General features: G+C 71.4%; 22 protein-coding genes. 10 read left to right on the forward strand and 12 right to left on the reverse strand.

Annotated elements, in window-relative coordinates:
• Positions 1–526 precede the first annotated feature (526 nt).
• Both JK363_RS01180 and JK363_RS01185 read left to right on the forward strand, forming a co-directional pair.
• On the forward strand, positions 527–1282 hold the full coding sequence (locus tag JK363_RS01180) for a thioesterase II family protein (protein ID WP_201870590.1): 756 nt from the start codon (positions 527–529) through the stop codon (positions 1280–1282).
• Between the two features lie 11 nt (positions 1283–1293).
• Positions 1294–2076 (forward strand): IclR family transcriptional regulator, encoded by a 783-nt coding sequence (locus JK363_RS01185; RefSeq protein WP_236075467.1) that lies wholly within the window; start codon positions 1294–1296, stop codon positions 2074–2076.
• An 81-nt stretch (positions 2077–2157) separates the two neighbouring features.
• Here the strand turns inward: JK363_RS01185 and JK363_RS01190 are convergent, their stop codons facing one another.
• The 6 genes from JK363_RS01190 to JK363_RS01215 form a co-directional block, all read right to left on the reverse strand.
• On the reverse strand, positions 2158–3162 hold the full coding sequence (locus JK363_RS01190; protein ID WP_201870591.1) for a zinc-binding dehydrogenase: 1005 nt from the start codon (positions 3160–3162) through the stop codon (positions 2158–2160).
• Positions 3163–3269: 107 nt separating this feature from the next.
• On the reverse strand, positions 3270–3767 hold the full coding sequence (locus JK363_RS01195; protein WP_201870592.1) for a hypothetical protein: 498 nt from the start codon (positions 3765–3767) through the stop codon (positions 3270–3272).
• Between the two features lie 100 nt (positions 3768–3867).
• On the reverse strand, positions 3868–4506 hold the full coding sequence (locus tag JK363_RS01200) for an MBL fold metallo-hydrolase (protein ID WP_201870593.1): 639 nt from the start codon (positions 4504–4506) through the stop codon (positions 3868–3870).
• Entirely contained in the window at positions 4506–5591 is a 1086-nt protein-coding gene (locus tag JK363_RS01205; RefSeq protein WP_201870594.1) for an S-(hydroxymethyl)mycothiol dehydrogenase, read from the reverse strand. Before JK363_RS01205 ends, JK363_RS01200 begins: the two co-directional genes overlap by 1 nt.
• A gap of 109 nt (positions 5592–5700) precedes the next feature.
• Positions 5701–7338, reverse strand: coding sequence for a M4 family metallopeptidase (locus JK363_RS01210; RefSeq protein ID WP_201870595.1), 1638 nt, complete (start codon positions 7336–7338; stop codon positions 5701–5703).
• Positions 7339–8123: 785 nt separating this feature from the next.
• Positions 8124–8399, reverse strand: coding sequence for a hypothetical protein (locus tag JK363_RS01215; RefSeq protein ID WP_201870596.1), 276 nt, complete (start codon positions 8397–8399; stop codon positions 8124–8126).
• A gap of 165 nt (positions 8400–8564) precedes the next feature.
• On the opposite strand from JK363_RS01215, the gene JK363_RS01220 reads away from it, so the two are divergent.
• Both JK363_RS01220 and JK363_RS01225 read left to right on the forward strand, forming a co-directional pair.
• Entirely contained in the window at positions 8565–9905 is a 1341-nt protein-coding gene (locus JK363_RS01220) for an NsdA family TPR-like regulatory protein (RefSeq protein WP_201870597.1), read from the forward strand.
• 395 nt (positions 9906–10300) lie between these two features.
• Positions 10301–11320, forward strand: coding sequence for an AraC-like ligand-binding domain-containing protein (locus JK363_RS01225; RefSeq protein ID WP_201870598.1), 1020 nt, complete (start codon positions 10301–10303; stop codon positions 11318–11320).
• A gap of 197 nt (positions 11321–11517) precedes the next feature.
• Here the strand turns inward: JK363_RS01225 and JK363_RS01230 are convergent, their stop codons facing one another.
• Entirely contained in the window at positions 11518–12093 is a 576-nt protein-coding gene (locus JK363_RS01230) for a TerD family protein (RefSeq protein ID WP_009716966.1), read from the reverse strand.
• A gap of 219 nt (positions 12094–12312) precedes the next feature.
• Here JK363_RS01230 and arfB point away from each other — a divergent pair, with 219 nt between their 5' ends.
• The gene (gene arfB / locus JK363_RS01235) at positions 12313–12741 is read left to right on the forward strand and encodes an alternative ribosome rescue aminoacyl-tRNA hydrolase ArfB (protein WP_201870599.1); all 429 of its coding nucleotides are present in this window, start codon (positions 12313–12315) and stop codon (positions 12739–12741) included.
• A 374-nt stretch (positions 12742–13115) separates the two neighbouring features.
• Here the strand turns inward: arfB and JK363_RS01240 are convergent, their stop codons facing one another.
• Positions 13116–13688: a flavin reductase family protein gene (locus JK363_RS01240; protein WP_201870600.1), complete on the reverse strand. Its 573-nt coding sequence runs from the start codon at positions 13686–13688 to the stop codon at positions 13116–13118.
• Between the two features lie 334 nt (positions 13689–14022).
• Here JK363_RS01240 and cdgB point away from each other — a divergent pair, with 334 nt between their 5' ends.
• Both cdgB and JK363_RS01250 read left to right on the forward strand, forming a co-directional pair.
• Positions 14023–15690 carry a diguanylate cyclase CdgB gene (gene cdgB / locus JK363_RS01245; RefSeq protein ID WP_201870601.1) on the forward strand — a complete coding sequence of 556 codons (1668 nt, stop codon included), beginning with the start codon at positions 14023–14025 and terminating at the stop codon, positions 15688–15690.
• 229 nt (positions 15691–15919) lie between these two features.
• Positions 15920–16912 carry a carbohydrate-binding protein gene (locus tag JK363_RS01250; protein ID WP_201870602.1) on the forward strand — a complete coding sequence of 331 codons (993 nt, stop codon included), beginning with the start codon at positions 15920–15922 and terminating at the stop codon, positions 16910–16912.
• Between the two features lie 36 nt (positions 16913–16948).
• Here JK363_RS01250 and JK363_RS01255 read toward each other — a convergent pair whose 3' ends face one another.
• The 3 genes from JK363_RS01255 to JK363_RS01265 form a co-directional block, all read right to left on the reverse strand.
• Entirely contained in the window at positions 16949–17917 is a 969-nt protein-coding gene (locus tag JK363_RS01255) for a 1-phosphofructokinase family hexose kinase (protein WP_201870603.1), read from the reverse strand.
• Between the two features lie 181 nt (positions 17918–18098).
• Entirely contained in the window at positions 18099–19283 is a 1185-nt protein-coding gene (gene nagA, locus JK363_RS01260; protein WP_201870604.1) for an N-acetylglucosamine-6-phosphate deacetylase, read from the reverse strand.
• Positions 19283–20215 carry an ROK family protein gene (locus JK363_RS01265; RefSeq protein ID WP_201870605.1) on the reverse strand — a complete coding sequence of 311 codons (933 nt, stop codon included), beginning with the start codon at positions 20213–20215 and terminating at the stop codon, positions 19283–19285. The genes nagA and JK363_RS01265 overlap by 1 nt, the downstream gene beginning before the upstream one ends.
• Before the next feature lie 352 nt (positions 20216–20567).
• Between JK363_RS01265 and JK363_RS01270 the strand changes: the two genes are divergently transcribed.
• The 3 genes from JK363_RS01270 to otsB are packed head-to-tail and all read left to right on the forward strand — an operon-like array spanning position 20568 to position 23041.
• On the forward strand, positions 20568–21848 hold the full coding sequence (locus JK363_RS01270) for an extracellular solute-binding protein (protein ID WP_201870606.1): 1281 nt from the start codon (positions 20568–20570) through the stop codon (positions 21846–21848).
• Complete coding sequence (locus JK363_RS01275; RefSeq protein WP_201870607.1) at positions 21845–22165, forward strand: DUF3263 domain-containing protein; 321 nt, start codon at positions 21845–21847, stop codon at positions 22163–22165. Before JK363_RS01270 ends, JK363_RS01275 begins: the two co-directional genes overlap by 4 nt.
• Before the next feature lie 30 nt (positions 22166–22195).
• Entirely contained in the window at positions 22196–23041 is an 846-nt protein-coding gene (otsB, locus tag JK363_RS01280) for a trehalose-phosphatase (protein ID WP_201870608.1), read from the forward strand.
• A gap of 232 nt (positions 23042–23273) precedes the next feature.
• Here otsB and JK363_RS01285 read toward each other — a convergent pair whose 3' ends face one another.
• Positions 23274–24734: an alpha,alpha-trehalose-phosphate synthase (UDP-forming) gene (locus JK363_RS01285; protein WP_201870609.1), complete on the reverse strand. Its 1461-nt coding sequence runs from the start codon at positions 24732–24734 to the stop codon at positions 23274–23276.
• Positions 24735–24954: the final 220 nt, after the last annotated feature.

Genomic DNA, 24954 nt, shown 5'->3' on the forward strand with positions numbered 1-24954 from the left:
GGCTCCAGTGAGGCGTAAGCGGGCAAGAGCGTCCGCGCGCCGGGCATCGGCTGCGTCACCAGAGGGCGGCACCAGGGCGACCTGTGTCACCGGAAGAAGGTGGAAGAGCAGCCGGAAAGGGCCGGACACACGGAGGTTGTTGTCCGGTCACCGGGGGCGAAACCGACGGAAGAGAAAGGTCGGTTGTCGGTCAGAGCACGACCCGCCGCCGGGTGACCGGCGGCTCCGTTCTGTCCGACTCAGGGCTCATCACACCCGGCACGGTAGCTCCGGCCGCACCTGCCCTCAACCGGATTACCGGTGGCACCGTGAACACGCCGTGGTCTGCGCCGATTCGGCGGTCGGCCGCGCGATCCCCGGGCAGCCGAAGATGAACGGCATTCTTGATTTCCACAACCCCGCTGGCAGCTTCATGAAGACGCGTTGCCGGACACCGAGTCACACCGCTAGACAAGACCAGAGGAATCCGGGTTGCCCGGTCCGTAGGGTGCATCACGGATTCCTCGCACGGGGAGGCGAGCAGACGATGGCCGTCGGTGTCGACAGCAGGTGGTTCCGCAGATACGCGCCGGAGGGGGCGGTCCGCAGACGGTTGGTCTGTCTGCCCCACGCCGGCGGTTCGGCGGGCTTCTTCCACCGCTGGGGACGGGCGGCCACCGACGGTGTGCTGCCCGGGGTGGAGCTTCTCACCACCCGTTACCCCGGCCGCCAGGAGCGGCTGGCAGAACCGGCCATCGACAGCATCGAGCGGCTCGCGGACGAAGCCAGCGCCGCGCTGCTGCCGTTCGCGGACGTCCCGCTGACCCTCTTCGGCCACAGCATGGGTTCCTCGGTCGGCTACGAGGTGGCGCTGCGGCTGGAGAGCAGGCACGGTATCCGCCTCGACGCCCTCGTTGTCTCGGCCCGCAAGGCACCCCACCGGGTCACCCCCGGGGACACCCACCTCCGCGGCGACCGCGCCCTGCTGGAGGAGGTCCGCCGGATCGGCGGCACCGAGCCCGCGGTGCTGGAGGACGTCGAGCTGCGCGAGCTCGTCCTGCCCGCGCTCCGCGCCGACTTCACGGCCGTGGGCACCTACGGGCCGCGCACCCCCATCCCCGTGAGCTGCCCGGTCGTCGGCCTCGTCGGCGACCGCGACCCCCATGTCACCGCGGCCGATCTGCGGGCCTGGGCCGCGGTGGCCCCCGCCGGGTTCGACCTCACGGTGCTGCCCGGAGACCACTTCTACCTGGCCGAGCAGCGGGAGGCCGTCTTCCGCGCGCTGGCCGCCCACCTCGGCTGAGGACACTTGCCATGGCCACCTTGACGATGACAACAACAGCGGACCCGGCGGCGCGGCGGGCGGCCGGTCCGGAGCCCAGCCCGCCCCGGCTGGAGAGCGGCGTCGGCGTACTCGACAAGGCGTCGCTGCTGCTGGGGGTGTTGGAGAGCGGTCCGGCGACCCTGGCCACCCTGGTCTCCGCCACCGGCCTCAAGCGGCCCACCGTGTACCGGCTGGCCCTCGCCCTGGAGCGGCTGCGGCTGGTCGCCCGGGACCGCGACGGTCGGTTCGCGCTCGGCCCGCGCCTGGGCGACATGGTCGTCGAGGCGCGGGCCGACCGGCTGTCGCTCGCCGCCGAACCGGTGCTCACCGCCCTGCGCGACCGCACCGGCGCCAGTGCCCGGCTCTACCGCCGCCGCGGTCAGCTGCGGGTGTGCGTGGCCGCCGCGGAGGCGCACGGCACCGGGATCGACACCGTGCCGGTCGGCAGTGCCTTCCCGCTGAAGTCCGGGGCCGTCGCCCAGGTGCTCCTTGCCTGGGAGGAGCCCGAGCTGCTGTACGAGGCGCTGCGCGGCGCCCGGTTCAGCGCGGCCATGCTCTCCGGGGTCCGCCGTCGCGGCTGGGCCCAGAGCTTCGGCGGCTGGGAGACCGCCATGGCCACCGTCTCCGCACCCGTCCGCGGCCCCGGCGGCCGGGTGATCGCCGCGGTCTCGCTCTCCGGGCCGGTCGGCAGGCTCACCCGGCACCCCGGGCGGGAGTACGGATGCGACACGATCGACGCGGCGGTCGGGCTCAGCGAACTGTCAGGATGCTGACAGGCCCAAGCCTGGATGAGTGCAGCCTTGCGGCTGGAATGTGCTCGGTCGGCCGGTCATTTCCCTTGCCCTTCGGCCGGTTCAGGGGATCAGAACGACCTTTCCCATCGTGGCGCGGTTCTCCAGCGCCCGGTGCGCGGCGGCCGCCTCCGCCAGCGGAAAACGCTGCACCGCCGGGATCATCCGCCCGGCCGCCGCCTCCGCGAGTGACCGCTCCTCCAGGGTGCGCATCGGGTCCGGGCCACCGGCCCGCTCCAGCATCGGCGGGCCCAGCACGGGAGTTGAGGTGATCCCGCGCTCGGTGAGCTCCTTCTCCTCCAGCTCCAGCGGGCCGCCCCCGCGCAGCCCGGTCGAGGACCAGCCGAAGACCAGATGGCGCCCTCCGCGGCCGAGCAGCTCCACCCCGGCCCGCGCCGCGTCACCGCCCACGCCGTCGAACAACACGGTGGCCGCGCGTCCGGCCAGTGCGGCGCGGACCCGCTCGGGCCAGGCCGGGTCGTTGTAGTCCTCGGCGATGGGGGCGCCCAGTTCACGGACGCGTGCCACCTTGGCCGCGCCGCCCGCGAGTCCGATGACGGTGGCGCCCGCGTTCTGCGCGTACTGGACCAGCAGCTGGCCGATCCCGCCCGCCGCCGAGGTCACGATCACCACATCGTCCGCCGTCAGCTCCGCGAACTGCACGATGCCCATCGTGGTCCGGCCGGTACCGATCATGGCGACGGCCTGTGCCTCGTCCAGCCCCTCCGGCAGTTCGTGCAGCCTCTCGGCGGCGACCACGGCCCGTTCGGCATAGCCGCCGGGGACCATGCCCAGATGCGCGACGGCCCGCTTGCCCAGCCACGTCGGGTCGGTGCCCGCGCCGAGCGCGTCCACCGTGCCCGCGACCTCCCGGCCGGGGATGGTGGGCAGTTCGGGGGCGGCGTGGACCGCGCTGGTCATCCCCGCGCGCAGCGCGGTGTCCAGGAGGTGGACTCCGGCCGCGGCGACCGCGATCCGCACTTGGCCGGGGCCGGGCACCGGGTCCTCGGTCTCCTCCAGGACGAGGTTCTCGGCGGGGCCGAAGGCGTGCAGTCGTACGGCGTGCATGGCGCTCTCCCAAGGCTGGTGGCGCACCGGGTGATCGGTGCCCCCTGCCCGATGAGCCTCCAACTTCAACAATGGTTGAAGTCAAGGCCGTTCCGAAGACGGCGGGGTCAGATGCGGGGGAAACGGGACTGGAGGTCCCACACCACGGGGTTGTCGCCCAGACCCTCGTGCATATCGACGAGATCGGCGATCAGATCGTGCAGGAAGTCGCGCGCCTCGCGGCGCAGCGCCGCGTGGCCGAAGGTCAGCGGGGGCTCACCGGCCGGAATCCAGTCGGCGGTGATGTCCACCCAGCCGAAGCGCCGCTCGAAGAGCAGCCGGTCGGTGGACTCGGTGAAGTCCAGCTCCGCGTGGACGGGGGTCGCGGAGCGGCTGCCGCGCGGGTCCCGGTCGAGCCGTTCCACGATGTCGCACAGCGCCCAGGCGAAGTCGAGCACCGGCACCCAGCCCCAGGCGGTGGACAGTTCACGGTCGGCGCGGGTGTCGGCGAGATACACATCACCGCAGAACAGATCGTGCCGCAGTGTGTGCTGGTCCGCGCTCCGGTAGTCCGTCTGCGGTGGGTCCGGGAAGCGGCGGGAGAGGGAGTAGCCCAGGTCGATCACGCGGTCGATGGTGTCATGGGCCGGGGCGGCACCGGACGCACAGGGCGCCGGGGTCCCGGCCCCGGCGCCCTGTCCGCCCTGATCTCAGTGCCCGCTGGTCTCAGTGCCCGCGGGCGATCCACTCGTCGAGGTGCGGGGCCTCGTCGCCGATGGTCGTCGTATCGCCGTGCCCGGTGCGGACGACGGTCTGCGGTGGCAGGGCCAGCAGCCGTTCCCGGATCGACTCGATGATCGTCGGGAAGGACGAGTACGAGCGCCCGGTCGCGCCGGGTCCGCCCTGGAAGAGCGTGTCCCCGGAGAAGACCGTGGTCAGCGCGGGGGCGTGCAGACACACCGCACCGGGGGAGTGGCCGGGGGTGTGCAGCACCCGCAGCTGGGTGCCGCCGACGGTGAGCACATCGCCGTCGGCCAGTGGCTTGTCCGGCGCCCGGTCCGGATGGCGCATCCGCCACAGCACCTCGTCCTCCGGGTGCAGCAGGATCGGCGCGCCGGTGCGGTCGGCGACGGCCGGGGCGGCGTCGATGTGGTCATCGTGGCCGTGGGTGCAGATGATGCCGAGCAGCCTGCGGCCGCCGATGGCCTCGATGATGGCGTCCGCGTCATGCGCGGCGTCGATGACATAGACCTCGTGGTCGTCGCCGACGAGCCAGACGTTGTTGTCCACCTCCCAGGTGCCGCCGTCCAGCGAGAAGGTGCCGGAGGTCACGAGGTGGTCGATGCGTACGGGCGGCGGGGTCATCAGAGCATCACCACCGAACGGAGCACGTCACCGCGGTGCATCTTGGCGAACGCCTCCTCGATGTCGTCCAGGCCGATGGTCTCGCTGACGAAGGCGTCCAGATCGAGTCGGCCCTGCTGGTAAAGGTCGATCAGCATGGGGAAGTCGCGGGACGGCAGACAGTCGCCGTACCAGGAGGACTTGAGCGCGCCACCGCGGCCGAACACGTCCAGCAGCGGAAGCTCCAGCTTCATCTCCGGGGTGGGGACGCCGACCAGCACCACGGTGCCGGCCAGATCACGGGCGTAGAACGCCTGCCGGTAGGTCTCGGGGCGGCCGACCGCCTCGATCACCACATCGGCGCCGTTGCCGTCGGTCAGTTCGCGGATCTTCTCCACGACGTCGCCCTGTGTGGCATTGAAGGTGTGGGTGGCGCCGAGCCCGCGCGCCCACTCCAGCTTCCGGTCGTCCACATCCACCGCGATGATCTTCTCGGCGGCGGCCAGCCGGGCTCCGGTGACCGCCGCGGCGCCGACTCCGCCGCAGCCGATGACGGCGACCGAGTCGCCGCGCCCGACCGCGCCGGTGTTGATCGCGGCGCCGATTCCGGCCATCACCCCGCAGCCGAGCAGCCCGGCCGCGGCCGCCGACGCCTCCGGGTCGACCTTGGTGCACTGTCCGGCGGCCACCAGCGTCTTTTCGGCGAACGCGCCGATGCCGAGCGCGGGTGTCAGCGCGGTGCCGTCGGTGAGCGTCATGGGCTGGGACGCGTTGTGGGTGTTGAAGCAGTACCAGGGGCGGCCGCGGCGGCAGGCGCGGCACTGGCCGCAGACCGCACGCCAGTTGAGGATCACGAAGTCGCCGGGCGCCACCTCGGTGACGCCGTCACCGACGGACTCCACGATCCCGGCCGCCTCATGGCCGAGCAGGAAGGGGAAGTCGTCGTTGATACCGCCCTCCCGGTAGTGCAGATCGGTATGGCAGACACCGCATGCCTGCACCCGCACCACCGCCTCGCCGGGGCCGGGGTCGGGGATCACGATCGTCTCGATCCTGACCTCTTCGCCTTTTCCGGGGGCGACCACGCCGCGTACCTGTTGAGTCATGACAGCAGCGTAAGTGCCGATCAGCGGCGACAACAGGAACGGACCGCACCGGTTTTCCGGCGCGGTCCGTTGTCTGCTTCATACGGCTTTGTCCTGCCCTACCGCCCGGTCATCGCACGTTGATGGCGGTCCAGGCCGCCGCGACCGTCTTGTACTCGGTGGAGGTCGAGCCGTAGAGGTCGCGCGCCGCGTTGAGGGTGGCGGTGCGGGCCTGGGCGTACTTCGAGGTGGAGGTCAGATATGTGGTCAGCGCCCGGTACCAGATCCGGACCGCCTTGTCCCGGCCGATGCCGGTGATCCTCGAGCCGTCGTAGGTCGGGCTGTTGTAGCTCACGCCGTTGATCACCTTCGCGCCGCTGCCCTCGGACAGCAGGTAGAAGAAGTGGTTGGCGGGCCCGGAGGAGTAGTGGACGTCGATCCCGCCGAGCGAGGAGGACCAGTAGTCCTTGGAGGCACCGTCCTTGCTGGGCTTGTCCTGGTAGCGCAGCGGGGTGCCGTCACCGTTGATGTCGATCTTCTCGCCGATGAGGTAGTCACCGGGGTCGGCGGAGTTGGCCGAGTAGAACTCCACCGCGGTCGCGAGGATGTCGGAGGTGGCCTCGTTGAGACCGCCGGACTCACCGCTGTAGTTGAGCTTGGCGGTGGCCGCGGTGACGCCGTGGGTCATCTCATGACCGGCCACGTCGAGCGAGGTGAGCGGGTGGGCGTTGCCCGAGCCGTCGCCGTAGGTCATGCAGAAGCAGGAGTCCGACCAGAAGGCGTTGACGTAGTTGTTCCCGTAGTGGACACGGGAGTACGAGCCGACGCCGTCGTTGCGGATGCCGTTGCGGCCCAGCACCTTCTTGTAGAAGTCCCAGGTCTGCCCGGCGCCGTAGTGGGCGTCCACCCCGGCGGTCTGCCGTCCGCCGCCCCAGCGGTCATCGGCGTCGGTGAACAGGGTGCCGGTGCCCGAGGTGCCCTGCTTCAGGTCGTACGTCTTGTGGTTGCCGCGGGTGCCGTCGGTCAGGCTGTAGCCGGAGCCGCCGCGGGTGGTGCCCAGCGGCACCGTGCCGCTGTACTGGCTGGTTCCGGTGCCGGTCTCCACGGCCTCGTCCTGGAACAGCCGCTTGCCGGTGGTGGCGTCGGTGATGATGTGCAGCTCGCTGGGGGTGCCGTCGTGCTGGGTCCCGGTGACCACGGTCTCCCAGGCCAGCACGGGCTCGCCGGTGGCCGCCCAGATCACCTTGCGCGGCGACCGGTTCCGCCGGGGGTCGCTCACTTCGGCGTTGGCCGTGACCTTCGCCGCGGTCTTCAGTGCACTCTTCGCGGCGTCGGCCGCCGATATCCCCGCGGTCGTGCTGCGCACCGAGATCCGGGCGCCGGTCGCCTTGCTGACGGAGCGCGCGCCGCTCTTCTTCTCGTGGACGACCAGATCCCCGCCGAGCACGGGCAGCCCCGCGTAGGTGCGCTCGTAGCGGGTGTGGACGGTCCCGTCCGCGTCCTTGATGACATCGCGGACGAGGAGCTTCTCCTTCGCCCCGAGCCCGAGGCTCTCGGCCTGCGCGGAGGCGTCGGCCTGTGCCGCCTTGATCGCGGTGGTCCGCTGCGCGGCGCTCAACGGCAGCGCGGACGCGCCCGCCTCACGGCCGCGGTCCGGCTGGGCACTGGCCTGGCCGGTCTGGACACCGATGACCACCATGGCGGCGGAGGCGATGAACGCCGCCGCGCGGACGGTCCGTCTGCGGGGGGAGGAAGCGTTGGGTCTCACTCGGTCTCCTTGCTTGGGGGCCGCCGGGTCGCGGCCCTGCGTAGGGGGTGCGGACGGCCGTGGGTGGACCGCCCGGTACAGCAGGAGTGGTGCGTGAGGTACGCGCCTTGCCACGTGTCAGCCGATGTGCGTGGCGAGGTCGAGCAGAGACTGTCACCGAATGACCGGTTCTGACAGGTCCGTAACAAGAATTTGACTCGCAGGTGTGGGTGCGCAGGCGAAATCGGTCAGCTTCTGGCGCTGAACAGCGCCTGGGATATGGGCACTTATCGCCCGATCAGCCACACATCCCCCACCCCGGGCCGACGGCTTCCGGCCGCCCTTGCTGGTCGGTCCGGGGTAACCCACCGGGCCAGGACAGGGTCACGGGATGGCCAATTCGTTTGGCCCCGTAGGTTATTTCCTTGACGCGGCGTCGGAGTCGGGTAGAGGTCGACCTCTCGCGGCCGCTCTCATGGATTCCGGTCTTCTCCAGGCGTGAGTCGGCCCCCGGCACAGACCGAGGGCCGACCGCTGTCATTGCTGTGGTTGCTCCCTGATTCGGCATGGTGCATGGCATGCGTCGCCGGAGTCGGGACTCGGTTGTGCTCTCTCGGGGAACGTGACGTCCTTGGGGTCAGCCGTCCATTCCTGCCCGCCCTTCACGGGGCGGAGGAACGCGATGAGCGGGCCCGGCATCCGGGGGTCGAAGATGAGTTCCTTGACGTCACAGACGGCTTGGAGAACGCCCACCCGTCCCGTGGCGCTGTCGTAGACCTCCTGGCCCGGTTCGGGCCGCGCGGTGTTCACCGCACCCCCAGCGTCTGCCGCCGCTCGTGCTGGAGGATGTACAGCGGCACCGGGTCCGTGTCCCACACGATGGGGAAGCGTTCCCTGACCGGTAGACGTGGCAGAGGCAGCGTGGGCGGGTCCGCGCGGCGGACAGCGGCCGGTACGCGCGCCGGGGCGGGGACGCGCACCGGCGCGGACTGCGATGGTTCCGGCATCGTGAGGTGGCTGAGGGTGACGGGTCGTAATGTCCCCCGCCACCACACCATGAATCGGGCGATACGCTCGCGCATGTTGACGCTCCTGTTCAGCGTTGACCATGCCCCCGGGCCGGTGCCACGGCCGCGGGGGTCCCTTCTCGCTCTATGCAACCGAACCGCTACACATCGCGGTACGGTGATGTGCGCGGCAGCTTTTAAGAGCTTTAAGCGCCCTGCCTTGCCGAGGAGTTGAGGCGAGTGAGCCAGCGGGAGCCCAACGCGGGCCTGGAGAGGTTGTTCCGGGCGACCGGATGGACATTGCGGCAGTGGATCCAGGAGATCAACCGCATCGGCACCGAGCGCGGTACGCCGCAGAAGTACCGGGAACCCTCCGCTCATCAGTGGCTTCGTGGCCATATGCCCAGGGAGGCCACCCGGCCGCTGATCCTGGAAGCGTTCGCCCGGAAGCTGGGCCGCCCGGTCACGCAGGCCGAAGCGGGATTCCCCGTGACCGCTGACGAGTCGAACGCGCGCCCGAGTACGGTGGAGGCGTTGGTCGACTTGGGGAGGGTGGACATGGACCCCTCACGCCGCAGCGTCCTCGGCGCGAGCCTTTTCTCCGTCGCGTTGACCGTGCCTCACTGGCCCGATGTCGTAGGCCGGATGGAAGTCGCCGGGAAGGGGCAGATCCAGCGGGCCGGAATGGCCGAGGTGGAGATGGTCACGGCCATGACCGAGCGCATTTCCGAAGTGGACGACCAGTTCGGCGGACGTCACACCCGCCCCATGGCGGCGGCATTCCTCGTGAACACCGTCGCGCCCTATCTGACGGCGGGCGCCCCCGAGACCGTGCGCAAAGCGATGATGTCGGCCGCATCCGACCTCTGCTATCTGACGGGCTACATGGCTGTTGACGAGGGCCTGCACGGCTTGGCGCAGCGGTATTACGTCAAGGCGTTGGAGCTGGCCGGTGCTTCGGAAGACCATCTGACCTACTGCACGACGTTACGCGGTATGAGCGTTCAGGCGGTTGACCTCGGCCACGGCCGCGAGGCCATGCGCCTGGCGGACGCGGCCGCATCGGCGTCGCCCAATGCCGGTCCCAGGATGCGGGCGTTCCTGGCGGGTCAACAGGCCCATGCCGCAGCGCAGATCGGTGACCGCGGTACGGCGCTCCTGCGTCTTCGGGAAGCGGAGTCGGCCATGGACAAGGCGGAGTCCAGGGAGAAGGCGTTCGGCTCCTATGACCCGTCCTCCCTGAATTACCACATCAGTCAGGTGCGCTATGAGCTCGGCGATATCCACGGGTCCATCGTGGCCATGATGCAGTCGGACGTCCTGCGCTACAGCGTCTATCGCCGCACTCGGGTCCGGGAGCGGGCTGTGCTCGCCGAGCGTCAGATGAAGGTGGGGCATCTGGAGGCGGCCTGCGCGACGTGGCACCAGGCGCTGGACGACTACCCGCTGGTCCAGTCGGGCCGAGCGGATGACCGCATGCGGGCGATGGTGGGACTGATCCGTCCGCACCTCAAGAATCGAGCAGCGCGGGAACTGCACGAGCGCGCTCGGACGGTGGCGCCCGCTTCCCTCGGGGCGTAGGGACGCGTCTTCCGCCCACGGCGGTTCACAGAGGCCCGCCGGGAGCGTTGTGAAACCGCTTCCCCCCTCGGTTCGGCGTACGTGGCGTAGACGGGCCACCGGTCGGGGTCGGGGCCGTCGGCGATCCAGGTCTCCTGCTGTATGTCCGGGTTCTTCGCACGTCAGATCGCCGACGTCCGGCCATATGAGGGCGGCCACCCTCGTCAGCAGCTGTTCAGCGTCCATGGGGAGAGTCCAGCACCCACCACTGACAACAGGGCCTGACTCCGGCCGGGTCGGTGTCATGTCCGCGCCTTGTGATGGACTCGAGTGGATGTTGACTAGGCGGGTGGCAGCCTGCCGTGCGGCGTGTGACCAGGGCGTCGCGGCAGGTCAGGAGGGGAGAAGACAACAGGATGCTGAACGAGACCGTGTTCCGGACGGAGGATCTGCCGGGGGCGGACCGGTTCGACTACTGGTGCGAGCGCATCGGGCGGACCCATGCGCCGCTGGATCTGTACAGCGCATACGCGGCGGACTACCAGGCGCATCAGCGCGTGCTGGAGCTCGGCGCGCTTCATGTGTGGCCCACGACCCACCAGTCCCTCCGCTATCGCCGGACCCCCAAGCTCATTCGCCAGTCCGACCCCGAGCAGTACCACATCGGGATCCCGCTGCACGGCACCAACCGCATCAGCTGGGGCAATGAGCGGGCCGTGCTCGGCGCTTATCAGATACAGGTCTACGACAGCTCACGGGATGTTGAGGTCAACTGCACGAATGGGGCTGATCTTTTCTCGGGGATCGGGATCGAAATCCCCAAGCGGCTGCTACATCTGCCGCAGAACAGCATGGACCGGCTGTTCGCCCGTGGAATGTCCGGACGGGAAGGGTTCGGCGCCCTGCTCATACAGTTCCTCACCCAACTGGTGTCGGACACCAGCTGTTATCTGCCGTCCGACGGCCCCCGTCTGGGCACGGTCCTGGTCGATCTGCTGTCCTCGCTCTTCGCGCACACATTGGAGGCGGACCGTGCCCTTCCGCCGGAAACGCGCACCCGGAGTCTGGTGCTGCGCATTCGCGCCCATGTGCAAAACAATCTGCACGATCCGGGATTGACCCCGACCACGATCGCCGCCGCGCACAACATTTCGATCAGCTATCTGCACCGGCTGTTCCAGGGCGAGCACGAGACCGTCGCGGCCTGGATCCGCGAGCAGCGGCTGGAGCGGGCCCGCCGCGATCTCGCGGATCCGGCGCTGGGCTCCAACACCATCCACGCCATCGCCACCCGCTGGGGCTTCACCCGCGCCGCCGATTTCACCCGCGCGTTCCGCAACGCCTACGGCATGCCGCCCCGGGACTACCGGCAGCGAGCCCTCCTCAGCCCCGCTCAGGCCTCGTTGGCGGTGTCGTTGTCCACTCCATGCCAATAACAGTGGACGCTGTGCGAACGACGTCCGGCGGCCGCCCCGGAATACTGGACGCCGAGGCCGACGGCCGACGGCGACCGCAAGGAGACACGGGGGTTCTCCTCACGGTGGGCCGCTCACACCGAGGGCCGGATACCGCTGCCACGGTATCCGGCCCTCGGTGTTATGTGCCGTTATGCACCGGCGGTTCCGGCGGAACCTCAGACGTTGACGCCGAAGTCCTGGGCGATGCCGACCAGGCCGGAGGCGTAGCCCTGACCGACGGCGCGGAACTTCCACTCCGCGCCGTTCCGGTAAAGCTCGCCGAAGACCATGGCGGTCTCGGTGGCGGCGTCCTCGCTGAGGTCGTAACGCGCGATCTCGGTGCCGCCCGCCTGGTTGACGATGCGGATGAACGCGTTGCGCACCTGGCCGAAGTTCTGGCTGCGGGACTCGGCGTCGTAGATCGAGACCGGGAAGACGATCTTCTCGATGTCGGCCGGCAGACCCGCCAGGTTGACGTTGATCTGCTCGTCGTCGCCCTCGCCCTGGCCGGTGACGTTGTCACCGGTGTGGACGATGGTCTGGTCCGGAGTGGCCTTGTTGTTGAAGAACACGAAGTGCTGGTCGGAGTAGACCTTGCCGTTCGTGTTCACCGCGATGGCGCTGGCGTCCAGGTCGAAGTCGGTGCCCGTGGTGGTGCGGACGTCCCAGCCGAGGCCGACCGTGACGGCGGTCAGGCCCGGTGCCTCCTTGGTGAGCGAGACGTTGCCGCCCTTGGACAGGCTTACAGCCATGGGGAGTCCCTTTCGTGGTCTCGATGGATCCGAGCGTCGGGCTTCGTACCGGACGAAGCTACCGTCACCCTCCACAACGCCATCGGGGCGGTGTCGGGTTCCAGCTCCCTTTACTTTCTTTGCCAAATCCTGATGCCGAACCCGCGCGGGCCGGGACAAAACGAGGTGCCGGGACAAAACGAGGTGACGGAGCCCCGGTGGGCACGGGACCATGGGGGCATGTCCGCGCCCTATGTCATCCGTGGCTCGGTCTCCCTGCCGGAGGCCGAGCTGATGTGGCGTTTCTCGCGGTCCTCCGGGCCCGGCGGACAGCACGTCAACACCAGCGACAGCCAGGTCGAGCTGCGCTTCGACCTCGCCCGCACCACCGCGCTGCCGCCGGTGTGGAAGCAGCGCGCGCTGGAGCGGCTGGCGGGGCGGCTGGTCGACGGGGTGGTGACGGTAAGGGCGTCCGAGCACCGCTCCCAGTGGCGCAATCGCGAGACGGCCGCCGTGCGGCTTGCCTCGCTGCTCGCGGAGGCCACCGCGCCGCCACCGAGGCCGCGCCGTCCTACGCGTATTCCGCGCGGTATCAACGAGCGCCGTCTGCGGGAGAAGAAGCAGCGCGGTGATACCAAGCGTGGCCGCTCCGGCCGCGACTGGCACTGAGCGCTCCGCGGGAAGTGCCGGGAGGTGCCGTCGTTCGTCTGCGGCTGCCTCGTGGCTGGTCGCGCCCACGTGGCGGAGCCGCACATCGACACTGCCCCGCGCCCCTTCGGGGCGCGCCCGAACCGCACCGGACTTCATCGAGGTCGTTTTTCAGCGGCGCCCGCACCGAGCGGTACCAGGCACTGAGCCGCGCGCCTCGCCACCGCGCGGTGACCGGCACTCGCGGCACACCGCACCGAACGGCACCCGGCCGGAGCCGCGCCCCAGGCCGAGCCGTGACGAGCGCCCAACCGCCGCCGGCGCCGAGTCGGGACCCGCACCGAGCGGCGACGGGCGCGCAGCCGCAGCCGCCACCGGCATACAGCCGCACCCGCTCAGCCCATCGTCCGGTAGCGGCCCCGGAAGTACATCAGCGGGCCGCCCTCCGCCCCCGACGGCGTCGACGCCGACAGCACCCGGCCCACCACCAGCGTGTGGTCCCCGGCTGTCACCCGCTGCTCGGTGCGGCACTCCAGCGTGGCCAGCGCGTCGGAGACGAGCGGCGCCCCGCTCTCCGCGCCCCGTACGACCGTGATGTCCTCGAAGAGCAGTCTGTCGCTGATGCGCCCCTTCATCGCGAATCGTCCCGCGATATGACGCTGGCTTTCCGCCAGGACCGACACCGCCCACAGCGGCTGCCGCTCCAGCAGCTCATCCATCCGGGAGCCGTTGCGCACGCTCACCATCGCCAGCGGCGGATCGAGTGACACCGACATGAACGCGGTGGCCGTCATGCCGACGTCCTCGCCGCGCGGACCCTCCTCCGGGTCGTGTGCGGTCACCAGCACCACACCCGCGGCGAGGCGCGACAGCGCGGCGCGGAAATCGTCCTCACTCACCCCACCAGGATGGGGGACGGAGGGCTCGGCGGGGGTGGAAGCGGGAGCGGAAGGCGTCGTCGGAAACACGTCCCGAACGCTAACGTCACGCGCTTCTTCCGCGCATCGGGCTCAAGACCCAAAACGGGCTTAGGTCTTCGGTTCTACGTCGGGCGTCGCCCCGGTTACCAGGGAACGCCGGGGATGACCAGGCATTGTCATTCCGGAATTTGCGCACCGCAAAGATGAGAGCGCTCCCATCCCCTCTCTCCAAGGGTTGAATACGTTCTGTGACATGAGTCACAGCAGCCAGTAATTGTTGACCCTGTGTACCGAGTGGGCAGCTCGCTGTGATTCAGTGGCCGTGGCAATCGGACGACAAGAAGCCAGGAGTTGCTGTCGAGGTCTCGGGGGAGTGCGAGCGATGGAGACCGAGTCGGAGCCCTATATCCGCCTTGCGACCCTGCGGCAGCTGCATCAGGTGGTCGCCGATCTGAATACCGCGCGCAGCCTCGCCGACACTCTGCAAACGGTCGCGGACGGTGTTATCACCGGGCTCGGCTATGAGCTCTCGGCCGTCAATCTGGTCCAGCCGGACGGCGATCTCGTGGTCGCCGCCGTCGGCGGCAGCGCCGGGGCCGAGGCGCTGATGGCCGGGCGGGTCGGCTCCCGCGCCTCCTGGGACCGCAGGCTGTCCATGGGCGACCGCTGGGGCGATCTGCGCTTCATCCCGTACACCGAGGGCTGGGTGCTCGACGACGACGACGTCCCCCAGTGGCACACCCCCGGCCCCGCCCCCCGCTTCGCCGACGAATGGCATCCGATGGACCGGCTGTTCGCCCCGCTGTACGCGGCGGGCGCCTCCGGTGGCGAGCTCATCGGCGTGGTATCGGTGGACCGCCCGAGCAACGGCCGCCGCCCCGGCGCCTGGGGCCGCGAAGCGCTCCAGATGTACGCCTTCCACGCCGCGATCGCGATCGGCAACGCCCGGCTGCGCGCCAATATGCAGCGCGCCCTGCTCCGGCTGGAGCGCGATCAGCAGGCACTGCGCGCCAGTGAGGAGAGCTTTCGGCAGGCCTTCGAGTACGCGCCCAGCGGGATGGCCATCGCCGAGATGGGCGGCGACCAGCACGGCCGGCTGCTGCGCATCAACGACGCCCTGTGCCGGCTGCTGGGCCGCCACTCCTCCGCGATGCGCCGCTGCTCCTTCTCCGACCTCGTCCACCCCGAGGACATCGGCACCCTGCTGCGCACCTCCGCCGAGGGCGGCCGCTCCGAGCTGCGCCTCATCCGGCGCGACGGCTCCTACGTCTGGGTCTCGCTGCGCAATTCGGTGGTCGCCGACGCCGCCGACGGCCCGCGGTTCCTGCTCACTCACGTCGAGGACATCGAGGAGCGCAAGCGCCATGAGCTCCAGCTCGCCCACCGCGCCAGCCATGACTCGCTGACCGGTCTGCCCAACAGCGCCGAGCTGCGCGCCCGCCTCGGCAGCAGACTGTGCGGCACCCCGCCGCTGCCGGGCGGGGTGGTGGAGACCGCCGCGGTCGCCGCCCAGACCGACACGGGCGGCCATCGCTACGGCTTCGTCGACGAGTTCGAGAGCTTCGGCAGCCCGCCCGCTCCGGGCAGCGGCCCGTTCGACAGTCATGTGCACACCGTTCCGCCCGACGAGGACAGCGACATCGACGACGGCCACAAGGGGCTCGCGGTGCTCTTCTGCGACCTCGACGGCTTCAAGTCCATCAACGACCGGTTCGGGCACCACGCGGGCGACGCCGTCCTGATCGAGGTCGCCCGCCGGCTGACCAACGGCGTCCGGGACGGGGACACCGTCGCCCGGCTCGGCGGTGACGAATTCGTGGTCCTCGCCGACGGACTCGGCCGCGCCGACGCCCAGGACCTCGCCGTCCGGCTGCGGAACGCGATCATCCCGCCGATCCGGGTGGACGGCCGGGCGGTCCGGGTCGGGGCCAGCTTCGGTATCAGCTGGGCGGGTTGCGGAATGACGGCCGAGGAAGTATTGCAATCCGCTGACCAGCGGATGTATGTGGAGAAGCGGTCCCGATCCAAGGAGCGCAGACGGGCCGGGTAGCCCCGGGTGCCACTCTGGCCGCATCCTGGTGGAACCCGGGCGGCGCTTCCATACGTCCCTGTCACGGTAGGCTGCGCCGATGCGGCCCTGCCGCCGACAGTGAACCGATCATGAATATTGGCCATCCGGACAGCGCACCACCTGCCGAGGCCCTGTCGGCCCTGGTATGAGCAGTCGTGGCGCAACGCATCGTGACGCCGATGGCCAATGCACAGGGGAGTGACGAGGGATGACGGCCGGCAACAACGGCTCGGACACACCGGAGAACGACGACCCGTTCGCCTATCTGTACCGCTCCGAGGGCGAGCAGTCCGGCCAGTCGGCTCAGCCGGGTGCCCGTACCGGTGGCTACGGCTATCCGGGTCCGGCTCAGCCCGGCGTCCCCCGGACCTCGTACAACCAGGTCCGCGCGGTGGGTGAGCGCACCTATGGTGGGCAGGCACCCGGGCAGCAGCAGGGCTACGGCCAGCAGGGCTACGGCCAGCAGGGCGGCTACGGCCGCCAGAACGCCCACTACGCCGCCCCCGAGACCCTGCCCGGCGGTGCGCCCCGGCAGCAGCCCGCCCCGGCCCCGAGCGGCGGCCGTGGCGGCGGTCGTGGCCCCAACAACCGGGGGCTGCTGATCGGCGCGATCGCGGTGGTCGCGGTGGTCGTCGTCGGCATCGGCATCGCGATGATCACCAATGGGGACGACAGCGACAAGGGCGACCAGGCCGGGCCGAGCAACGAGCCGACCGCCGAGCAGAGCGAGAAGCCCCGCCAGAGCTCCGGCCCCACCGCGAAGCCGGACGTGACGCTGCCCACCGAGGACGGCGCGAAGATGAAGCTGGCGGGCGGCGCGGCGGTCGCGGGCGACATCAAGGGCGCCAAGGCCGCGGGCGGCCAGTACGTCGCCGGTCTCAACACCCCCGGCGCGTCCGCGAGCTGGAGCGTGGACGTCAAGAAGGGCAAGACCTACCGGCTGTACGTGGGCTACGGCGTGCCCGGCGAGAAGCAGAGCATGTCGCTGACGATCAACGGCAAGAAGCAGTCCCGCCCGGTCAACATGGACAACTTCGCCCATGGCCCGAAGGGCGACTGGGAGAAGGGCTGGACGAACAGCTGGTCCCTGGTCGAGCTGAACGCGGGCACCAACACCATCACGGTGTCCTGCGAGGCGGGCGACCAGTGCAACGCCAACCTCGACCAGATGTGGCTGACCAACAAGAAGCCGGGTGACTGACGCCCTGACCGACGCGCGCGTCGGGCACCCGGCCGGTCACGCCGCCGCCGGGTGCTCCGTCACCTCGATCCGCCCCAGCAGCTCGTCGTAGACCGCACGGTCGAACTCACCCGCCGCCGGGGCCCGTACGGCCGCCGCCGACAGGGCCACCGCGCGGGCCAGCCGGTCCGGCCACGGAACCTCCTCCACCAGACCGGACAGCAGCCCCGCCACCGCCGAGTCCCCGGCCCCGGTCGGGTTCCCCGCCAGCCGCCGCGGCGGACGGGCCCGCCACGTGCCCTGCGAGGTGACCACGAGCATCCCGTCCGCGCCGAGCGAGGCGGCCACCGCCCGCGCCCCGCGCCGCCGGGTGTCCCGGGCGGCGCGCAGCGGATCGGTGCTGCCGGTGAGCCCCGCCAGCTCCGTGGCGTTGGGCTTGACCACATGCGGGCGGGCGGCGATACCGCGGCGCAGCGGCTCCCCGCTGGTGTCCAGCAGGGTGGGCACTCCGGCCGCGTGCGCCTCCCGGATGAGCTGGGCGTAGGTGCCCACGGGGACGCCGGGCGGCAGACTGCCGCACAGCGCGACGGCCGCCGCCTCGCGCAGCAGCCGGGTGTATCCGGTGAGGAACTCGGACCACTCGGGGGTGGTCACGATCGGACCGGGCTCGTTGAGCTGGGTGGTGTCACCCGTCGAGCCGTCGACCACGCCGATGGTGCGCCGGGTGGTACCGGCGATGGGCACCAGGGCGTCGGTGATCCGGCCGCGGGGCGCCGTGGCCCCGGGGCCGGCGCCGGACCCGGTGAGCGCGGCGAGGCGGTCGCGCAGCACGGTGCCGGTGACCCCGCCGGCGAAGCCCGTGACGACGGTGTCATGGCCGAGCGCGGCCAGCACCCGGGCCACGTTGAGCCCCTTGCCGCCGGGCCGTTCGGCGACGTCGGTGACGCGGTGGGTGGTGTGCGGACGCAACTGCGGCACCCGGTAGGTGATGTCGAGGGCGGTGTTGAGTGTGACCGTCAGGATCACCCTGGCATCCCCTCTCCCGTCCCCCCGCCGGACGGAGATTCCTTTGCTGAAGCGTGCGGCTGTGCGGCGGGCGGTGCCCGTCCTGTGCGGCAGGTGTTACCCGCCGTCCAGCGATCATGCCAAAGCCGTGGCGCACGGCCCACCCCCCGGTGGTGGCGGGGTGGCTCAACACCGGGGTATATCAGTTCACTTCGGGATCGACCACCCAGCTGCCGCGGCACATCACACCCCGGAGCCGGAAGTCCGCGTCGACGACCACGAGGTCCGCGTCCTTCCCGGGCTCCAGCGAGCCCACCCGGCCGGCCACGCCCAGCACCTTCGCGGGGGTGGAGGACAGCGCCCGCACCGCCTCGTCGACGCTCAGCCCGTCGACGGTCACCGCCCGCCGGAAGGCATGGTCCAGGGTGAGGGTCGAGCCCGCGATCGATCCGGCCGTCGGCCCGTCGCTGATCCGCGCCACCCCGTCCCTGACCTCGACCTCCATCGGGCCGAGCGGATAGCGTCCGTCGCTCATGCCCGCCGCGCCCATCGCGTCGGTGATGAACGCGACGCGATCGGCGCCCGCGCGGCGGAAGGCGAGCTGGAGCACCGCCGGGTGGAGATGGGTGCCGTCGTTGATCAGCTCGATGGCGACCCGCTCGTCCTCCAGCAGCGCGGCGACCGGGCCGGGTTCGCGGTGCAGCAGCGACGGCATCGCGTTGAACAGGTGGGTGGCCACGGTGGCGCCCGCCTCGACCGCCCCGCGCGTCGCCTCGTAGGTGGAGTCGGTGTGGCCGACAGCCGCGATGACGCCGCTGTCGGCGAGCAGCCGTACGGACTCCAGCCCGCCGGGCAGTTCGGGCGCGAGGGTCATCATCCGCGCGGTGCCGCGGGCCGCGTCGATCAGCTTGCGGACGTCCGCCGGATCGGGGGCGCGCAGCAGCGAGGGCTGGTGGGCGCCGCAGCGGTGCGGGGAGATGAACGGCCCCTCGAAGTGGATCCCGGCCAGCTCGCCCTGCTGGACCAGTTCGGAGAGGACCGACGCCTGCCGGGCGAGGTCGTCCAGGTCGCCGGTGACGGTGGAGGCGAGCATGGTCGTGGTGCCGTGGCGCCGGTGGGTGTGTACGGCGGTGAGGGCCTCCTCGGCGGTGCCCGCGGAGAAGGACGCGCCACCGCCGCCGTGCACATGGATGTCGACGAAGCCGGGGACGATCCAGCAGCCGCTCAGATCGCGCGTCGTGGCCCGCGCGGCGCCCGTGTGCGGCCCCGCGTCCGGCCCCGTGTCCGTGGCGGCGATACGGGTGCCCTCGACCGTCACCCGTCCGTTCTCGACCACCCCGGACGGCAGCGCGACCCGGGCGCCCGTGAGAACCGTTCGCTGCACCATCAGGCGGAAACCTCCGTGGCGAGTAGATCCCAGGCGAGCAGGCCCGCGCCCAGGCATCCGGCGGTGTCCCCGAGGGCCGCGGGGACGATGGGGGGAAGCTGCTGGAAGGTGAGGCGCTTCTCGACCTCGTCGCGCAGCGGGCCGAACAGGGTCTCCCCGGCCTCGGCGAGTCCGCCGCCGATGATCAGCATCCCGGTGTCGAGCAGGGTGTGGGCGATCACCAGACCGTCGGCCAGCGCCCCGGTCATCTCCCTCCACACCGCCTCGGCCCGCGGGTCCCCGGAGGTCACGGCCTCGGCGCAGTCGGCGGCGTCGGCGGTGGGGTCGCCGCTGGCGGCCGCCCAGGCGCGGCCGACCGCGGACGCCGAGGCGAGCGTCTCCAGACAGCCCCGCCCGCCGCAGCCGCACACCGGGCCGCCGGGCCGTACGACCACATGGCCGATCTCCGCCGAGGAGCCGTGCGCCCCCGGGTCGATCCGGCCCTCGATACCGATGGCGCCCGCGATCCCGGTGCCGACCGACACGAAGAGGAACCGGTCGGCGCCCTCACCCGCTCCTATCCGCCCCTCGGCCAGCCCGCCCATCCGGACGTCATGGGCCAGCGCGACCGGGATCCCGCCCAGCCGCTCCGAGAGCAGCGCGCGCAGGGGGACGTCCCGCCAGCCGAGGTTGGCGGCGAAGACGGCCACCCCGCGCGCCTCGTCGAGCACCCCGGGTACGCCGACGCCCGCCGCCGCGGGCGGTCCGCCGAAGCGCTCCTCGCCCACCGCGCGCAGCTCGGCGGCGAAGTCCAGGATCGCGGTGACGACGGCCTCGGGGCCGCGCTCCCGTCCGGTGGGCCGCCTGGCCTCGTGCAGGAGTGTGTTGTCCGCCCCGACCAGGGCGGCTTTCATGCCGGTGCCGCCCACATCCAGGGCGATGATGTGTTTCACGGGAAACAGTCTCCCGCGATCCACCGTGAGAGGTCTAGTCCACTCGCCGCTTCTCCCCGGAAGAGGGACCCCGGGTCCGGTCCTCCCGCCCTCGGCGCGTTCTCCCTCTTGACTCCAGGCCCCTTGATTCCGGGCCCCGCAAGGAAGTTGTGGCGGCGTGACACATTCCACTTATCCGCATGGACCGACCTGAGCTGGGAAGGCGGAGCCCCGATACCGAAGCGATATGCCCATGGTGTAGACCTTGTGGAGGTTTGCAAGGCAGACTCGCTCGACCGTGGGGGCGAACCCCGGGGGACCCCGGGGGATCAACCCCGGGGATGAATCAAGCCAAACAGGGTGGGAAGCAGCGGTGCAGCGGCGACGGTTCTTGGGTCTGACGACGGCTGGAGTCGCGGTGGCGACCACGGCGCCGGTGCTGACCGGTTGCGGCGGCGGCAGCGGCTCGGGGGGTGAGGTCACCCTCAAGGTGGTCGCCGCCGACTACGGCGACAGCGCCGCCAACAGCTCCCAGAAGGCATGGGAGAAGATGGCCCGCGCCTACGAGAGCAAGCACAGCAACGTCAAGATCGACGTCAAGGTCTACAGCTGGACCGAGGTCGACAAGCGCGTCGCCGAGATGGTCAAGGCCGGTGACGCCCCCGACATCGCCCAGATCGGCGCGTACGCCGACTACGCGGCCGACGGCAAGCTCTACCGCGCCGACCAGATGCTCTCCATCCCCACCCAGGCCGGGTTCATCACCTCGATCGCCCACGCGGGCGAGGTCAACCGGGTGCAGTACGGGCTGCCCTTCGTCGCCAGCGCCCGGCTGCTCTTCTACAACAAGAAGCTCTTCGACCAGGCCGGGATATCCGACGCGCCCAGCACCTGGGCCGAGCTGAAGGACGCTGCCGAGGCCCTCAAGGGGATCGGGGTGCGCATCCCGTACGGCCTGCCCCTCGGCCCCGAGGAGACCCAGGCCGAGACCATGATGTGGATGCTCGGCGGCGGGGGCGGCTACACCGACGGCAACAGCAGCTACACCATCGACTCGGCCCAGAACATCGAGACCCTCGAATGGCTGCGGGACGAGCTGGTCGGCAAGGGCCTCACCGGCCCCCGCTCCCCGGCCCGTACCGACCGGCAGGACGTCTTCGACGCCTTCACCCGCGGCGAGGTCGGCATGCTCAACGGACACCCCACCCTGATGCAGCAGGCGTCCGGCCACGGCATCAGCTACGGCACCGCGGCGCTGCCCGGCCGCAAGGGCAAGTCCCGCTCGACGATGGGCGTCGCCGACTGGCTGATGGCCTTCAACACCCACGGCCACCGTGAAGAGATCGGCAGCTTCCTCGACTTCGTCTACAGCGACGAAAACGTGCTCGACTTCGCCACCCAGTACGATCTGCTGCCCGTGACCACCGCCGTCCAGGAGACGATGCTCCGCGACCGGGAGTACAAGTCGCTGTGGCGCTTCCTGGGCGAGCTGGAGAGCGCCGAGTTCTACCCGTCGGACAAGACCTCCTGGGCGACCGTCAGCAAGCTGATCAAGGAGAAGATCGGTTCGACGGTGGCCAAGGGCGGCGACCCGGCGAGCGTGCTGGGCGAGATCCAGCGCGCGGCCGACGCGATGGAGAACTCGGGGGCATGACGGAGGTGACGGGAGACGCCGCGCCGGAGCCGGAGCCGGAGCCGGAGCCGGAGGCCGAGCCGGAGCCGGAGCCGGAGCCGGGCGCCGAGCCGGGCGGGCTGTCGGACCGGGACCGGGACGTGCTCGCCCTGGAGCGGCGCGGCTGGTCGGCCCCCGGCGCCAAGGAGCGCGCGATACGCGAGCGACTCGGCATCTCCCCGACCCGCTACTACCAGTTGCTGAACGCGCTGCTGGACGATCCCCGGGCGCTGGAGCACGACCCCGTCACCGTCAACCGCCTGCGCCGTGTGCGGGACGAGCGGCGGATGCGCCGCTGACCGGGCGCCCGGCTGGGTAGGGTCACCGGCATGGGCAGCCACCCCCTTCCCGAACCGACCACGGCCGCCGGGCGCGAGGGCCTCGCCGCCCTCCTCGAGCGGCCCGGCAGCGCCGTCGTCGGGCTCGACTTCGACGGCACCCTCGCCGAGATCGTCCCCGACCCCGACCAGGCCCGCGCCCATCCCGGCGCGGTCCCCGCGCTCGCCCGCCTCGCCCCGCTGCTGCGCTCCGTCGCCGTGATCACCGGCCGTCCGGCCCGGGTCGCGGTGGACTACGGCGGCTTCGCCGGGGTCGAGGAGCTGGCCGGTCTGGTGGTGCTCGGTGCCTACGGGGCCGAGCGCTGGGAGGCGGCGGACGGCGAGCTCAGGGCCCCCGCGCCGCCGCCGGGCGTCGCCGCCGTCAAGGCCGAACTCCCCGCCGTGCTCGACGCCCACGGCGGCGGGCGGGGCCTGTGGACCGAGGACAAGGGCCGCGCCGTCGCCGTCCACACCCGCCGCGCCGAGGACCCCCACGCCGCCTTCGAAAGGCTGCGTGCCCCGCTGTACGCGCTGGCCGAACGCCACGGGCTGATCGTCGAACCGGGCCGCCTGGTGCTGGAGCTGCGCCCGCCCGGTATGGACAAGGGCGTCGCCCTCACCGACCACATCCGTGCCACCGGCGCCGACACCGTCCTCTACGCGGGCGACGACCTCGGCGACCTGGCCGCCTTCGCCGCTGTGGAGCGGCTGCGGGACGAGGGCCTCCGCGGCGTCCTGGTGTGCAGCGGCAGCACGGAGGTGACCGAACTGGCGGACCGCGCCGACCTGGTGGTCGACGGCCCGGCGGGCGTGGTGTCCCTGCTGGACGCGCTGGCGACGGCCGCGCGCCGGGGGTAGCCGCCCCTCGGGGCGCTGCCGCCGCGCCCGGCAGGCGGGTGCGCATGGCCTCCCGAGAGGCCGGTCCGCCCAGCCATGCTCGGGGCCGTCCCACGGCCCGCCTCGTTCCGGCCGTGCCCCGGGCGCCCGGCCCGGATCCCGCTCGGGACCGCCCCCGGCGAGGTCACGGAGGCGGTGGCCGCCTGGCGGCCGGTCGAGCTCCCGGGCGCGGATCGGCCGGGCCGGGTGGCCGCTACGCCTCCAGCGCCCGCAGCTGGGCCAGGAACCACTGCTGCGGGGGCAGCGCCGTGGCCGCCGCGGCGAGGCGTCCGGTGCGGTCGGCGCGCTCGGCGTCGTCCATGCGCAGAGCCTCGTGCAGCGCCGCCGCCGTGCCCTCCACGTCGTACGGGTTCACCACCAGCGCGTCCTCGCCCAACTCCGCGTAGGCCCCCGCCTCGCGGGACAGCACCAGCGCGCATCCCCGCTCGGAAACGACCGGCACCTCCTTGGCGACCAGGTTCATCCCGTCCCGGATGGGGTTGACCAGCGCCACGTCGGCCAGCCGGTAGGCGGCGAGGGAGCGGGCGAAGTCGTCCTTCACATGGAGGGCGACCGGCTGCCAGCCCTCCGTGCCGAACTCCGCGTTGATCTCATCCGCCACGGCCTGCACCCGGGCCGTGTAGTCGCGGTAGACGGCGAGGTCCTGGCGCGAGGGGTAGGCGAACGCCACATGGACCACGCGCTCGCGCCACTCGGGGTGGATCTCCAGCAGCCGCCGGTAGGCCAGCAGCCCCCGCACGATGTTCTTGGACAGCTCGGTGCGGTCCACCCGGACGATCGTCTTCCGGCCGGGGCCGATCTGCGCCCGCAGCGTGGAGAGCCGTTCGTCCACATCCGCCGCGCGTGATCGCTCACGCAGGAACTCCGCGTCCGCGCCCAGGCCGTGCACCCCGAGCCGGGTCTCCCGCCCCTCGAACCGCACCGCCGTGGCCGTGCCGCCGCCGTCCCGGACGATCTCGGCACCCAGCACCGCCGCACAGCAGTCGGCGAAGGCCGTGGCCCAGCGCTCGGTGAGGAACGCCGCGCGGTCACCGCCGAGGATGCCGCGCAGCACCGCCTCCGCCACATCGTCCGGCAGCAGCCGGTAGTAGTCCGGCGGGGCCCACGGGGTGTGCGAGAAGTGGCCGATCCGCAGATCGGGGCGGCGATCCCGCAACAGCCCCGGCACCAGGGCCAGGTGGTAGTCCTGCACCAGCACCACCGCGCCCTCGGCCGCCTCCTGGGCGAGCGCGTCCGCGAAGGCCGTGTTGTATGTCTCGAAGGCCGCCCACTGGGCGGCGGACTCCGCGTCGAAGACCGGCTCCACCGGGGTCTGGTAGAGCAGATGGTGGACGAACCACAGCACCGAGTTGGCCACGCCGTTGTACGCGGCGGCGAATACATCCGGCGCGATGTCCAGCATCCGCACCTGCTGCCCGCCGGTGTCGGCGGCGTCCAGATGACCGCTCCCGGCGCGCCGGGCCGCCTCCCGGTCGCCGTCGCCGAGCGCCGAGCACACCCACACCGCACCGGCGTCCGGGCCGATCGCGCTGAGGCCGGAGACCAGCCCGCCGCCGCCGCGCTTGGCGGAGATCGAGCCGTCCTCACCCAGCGCGTACGAGACCGGGCCGCGGTTGGAGGCGACGAGGATCTGGGCAGTGCGCGGGGCAGCCATGTCGCGAGCCTAGCCATCGGGCACACCGCGCAAACGTGCGTGCGGTTTCTCGGCCCGTTGGGCGTACGCGGCGTCCGGCAGGGCGTACGCGGCCCGTGGGGCGGCCCGGTTCTCAGCGACCTCGCTGAAGTCCGGTGCGCTTCGGTTGCGCCCCGAAGGGGCGCGGGGCTGTGTCGATGTGCGGCTCCGCCGCGTGGGCGCGACCAGCCACGACGCAGCC

Origin of the sequence: Streptomyces coffeae, assembly GCF_016741875.1 — a bacterium.
Lineage (GTDB): Bacteria > Actinomycetota > Actinomycetes > Streptomycetales > Streptomycetaceae > Streptomyces > Streptomyces coffeae.

Excerpts from the sequence above, each read along its gene's own strand:
- arfB (WP_201870599.1), top strand. The coding sequence starts at position 12,313 with ATGTCCGCGCCCTATGTCATCCGTGGCTCGGTCTCCCTGCCGGAGGCC.
- JK363_RS01205 (WP_201870594.1), bottom strand. The coding sequence starts at position 5,591 with ATGACTCAACAGGTACGCGGCGTGGTCGCCCCCGGAAAAGGCGAAGAG.
- JK363_RS01215 (WP_201870596.1), bottom strand. The coding sequence starts at position 8,399 with ATGCGCGAGCGTATCGCCCGATTCATGGTGTGGTGGCGGGGGACATTA.
- JK363_RS01250 (WP_201870602.1), top strand. The coding sequence starts at position 15,920 with ATGACGGCCGGCAACAACGGCTCGGACACACCGGAGAACGACGACCCG.
- JK363_RS01275 (WP_201870607.1), top strand. The coding sequence starts at position 21,845 with ATGACGGAGGTGACGGGAGACGCCGCGCCGGAGCCGGAGCCGGAGCCG.
- JK363_RS01200 (WP_201870593.1), bottom strand. The coding sequence starts at position 4,506 with ATGACCCCGCCGCCCGTACGCATCGACCACCTCGTGACCTCCGGCACC.
- cdgB (WP_201870601.1), top strand. The coding sequence starts at position 14,023 with ATGGAGACCGAGTCGGAGCCCTATATCCGCCTTGCGACCCTGCGGCAG.
- nagA (WP_201870604.1), bottom strand. The coding sequence starts at position 19,283 with ATGGTGCAGCGAACGGTTCTCACGGGCGCCCGGGTCGCGCTGCCGTCC.
- JK363_RS01225 (WP_201870598.1), top strand. The coding sequence starts at position 10,301 with ATGCTGAACGAGACCGTGTTCCGGACGGAGGATCTGCCGGGGGCGGAC.
- otsB (WP_201870608.1), top strand. The coding sequence starts at position 22,196 with ATGGGCAGCCACCCCCTTCCCGAACCGACCACGGCCGCCGGGCGCGAG.
- JK363_RS01230 (WP_009716966.1), bottom strand. The coding sequence starts at position 12,093 with ATGGCTGTAAGCCTGTCCAAGGGCGGCAACGTCTCGCTCACCAAGGAG.
- JK363_RS01285 (WP_201870609.1), bottom strand. The coding sequence starts at position 24,734 with ATGGCTGCCCCGCGCACTGCCCAGATCCTCGTCGCCTCCAACCGCGGC.
- JK363_RS01190 (WP_201870591.1), bottom strand. The coding sequence starts at position 3,162 with ATGCACGCCGTACGACTGCACGCCTTCGGCCCCGCCGAGAACCTCGTC.
- JK363_RS01185 (WP_236075467.1), top strand. The coding sequence starts at position 1,294 with ATGGCCACCTTGACGATGACAACAACAGCGGACCCGGCGGCGCGGCGG.
- JK363_RS01180 (WP_201870590.1), top strand. The coding sequence starts at position 527 with ATGGCCGTCGGTGTCGACAGCAGGTGGTTCCGCAGATACGCGCCGGAG.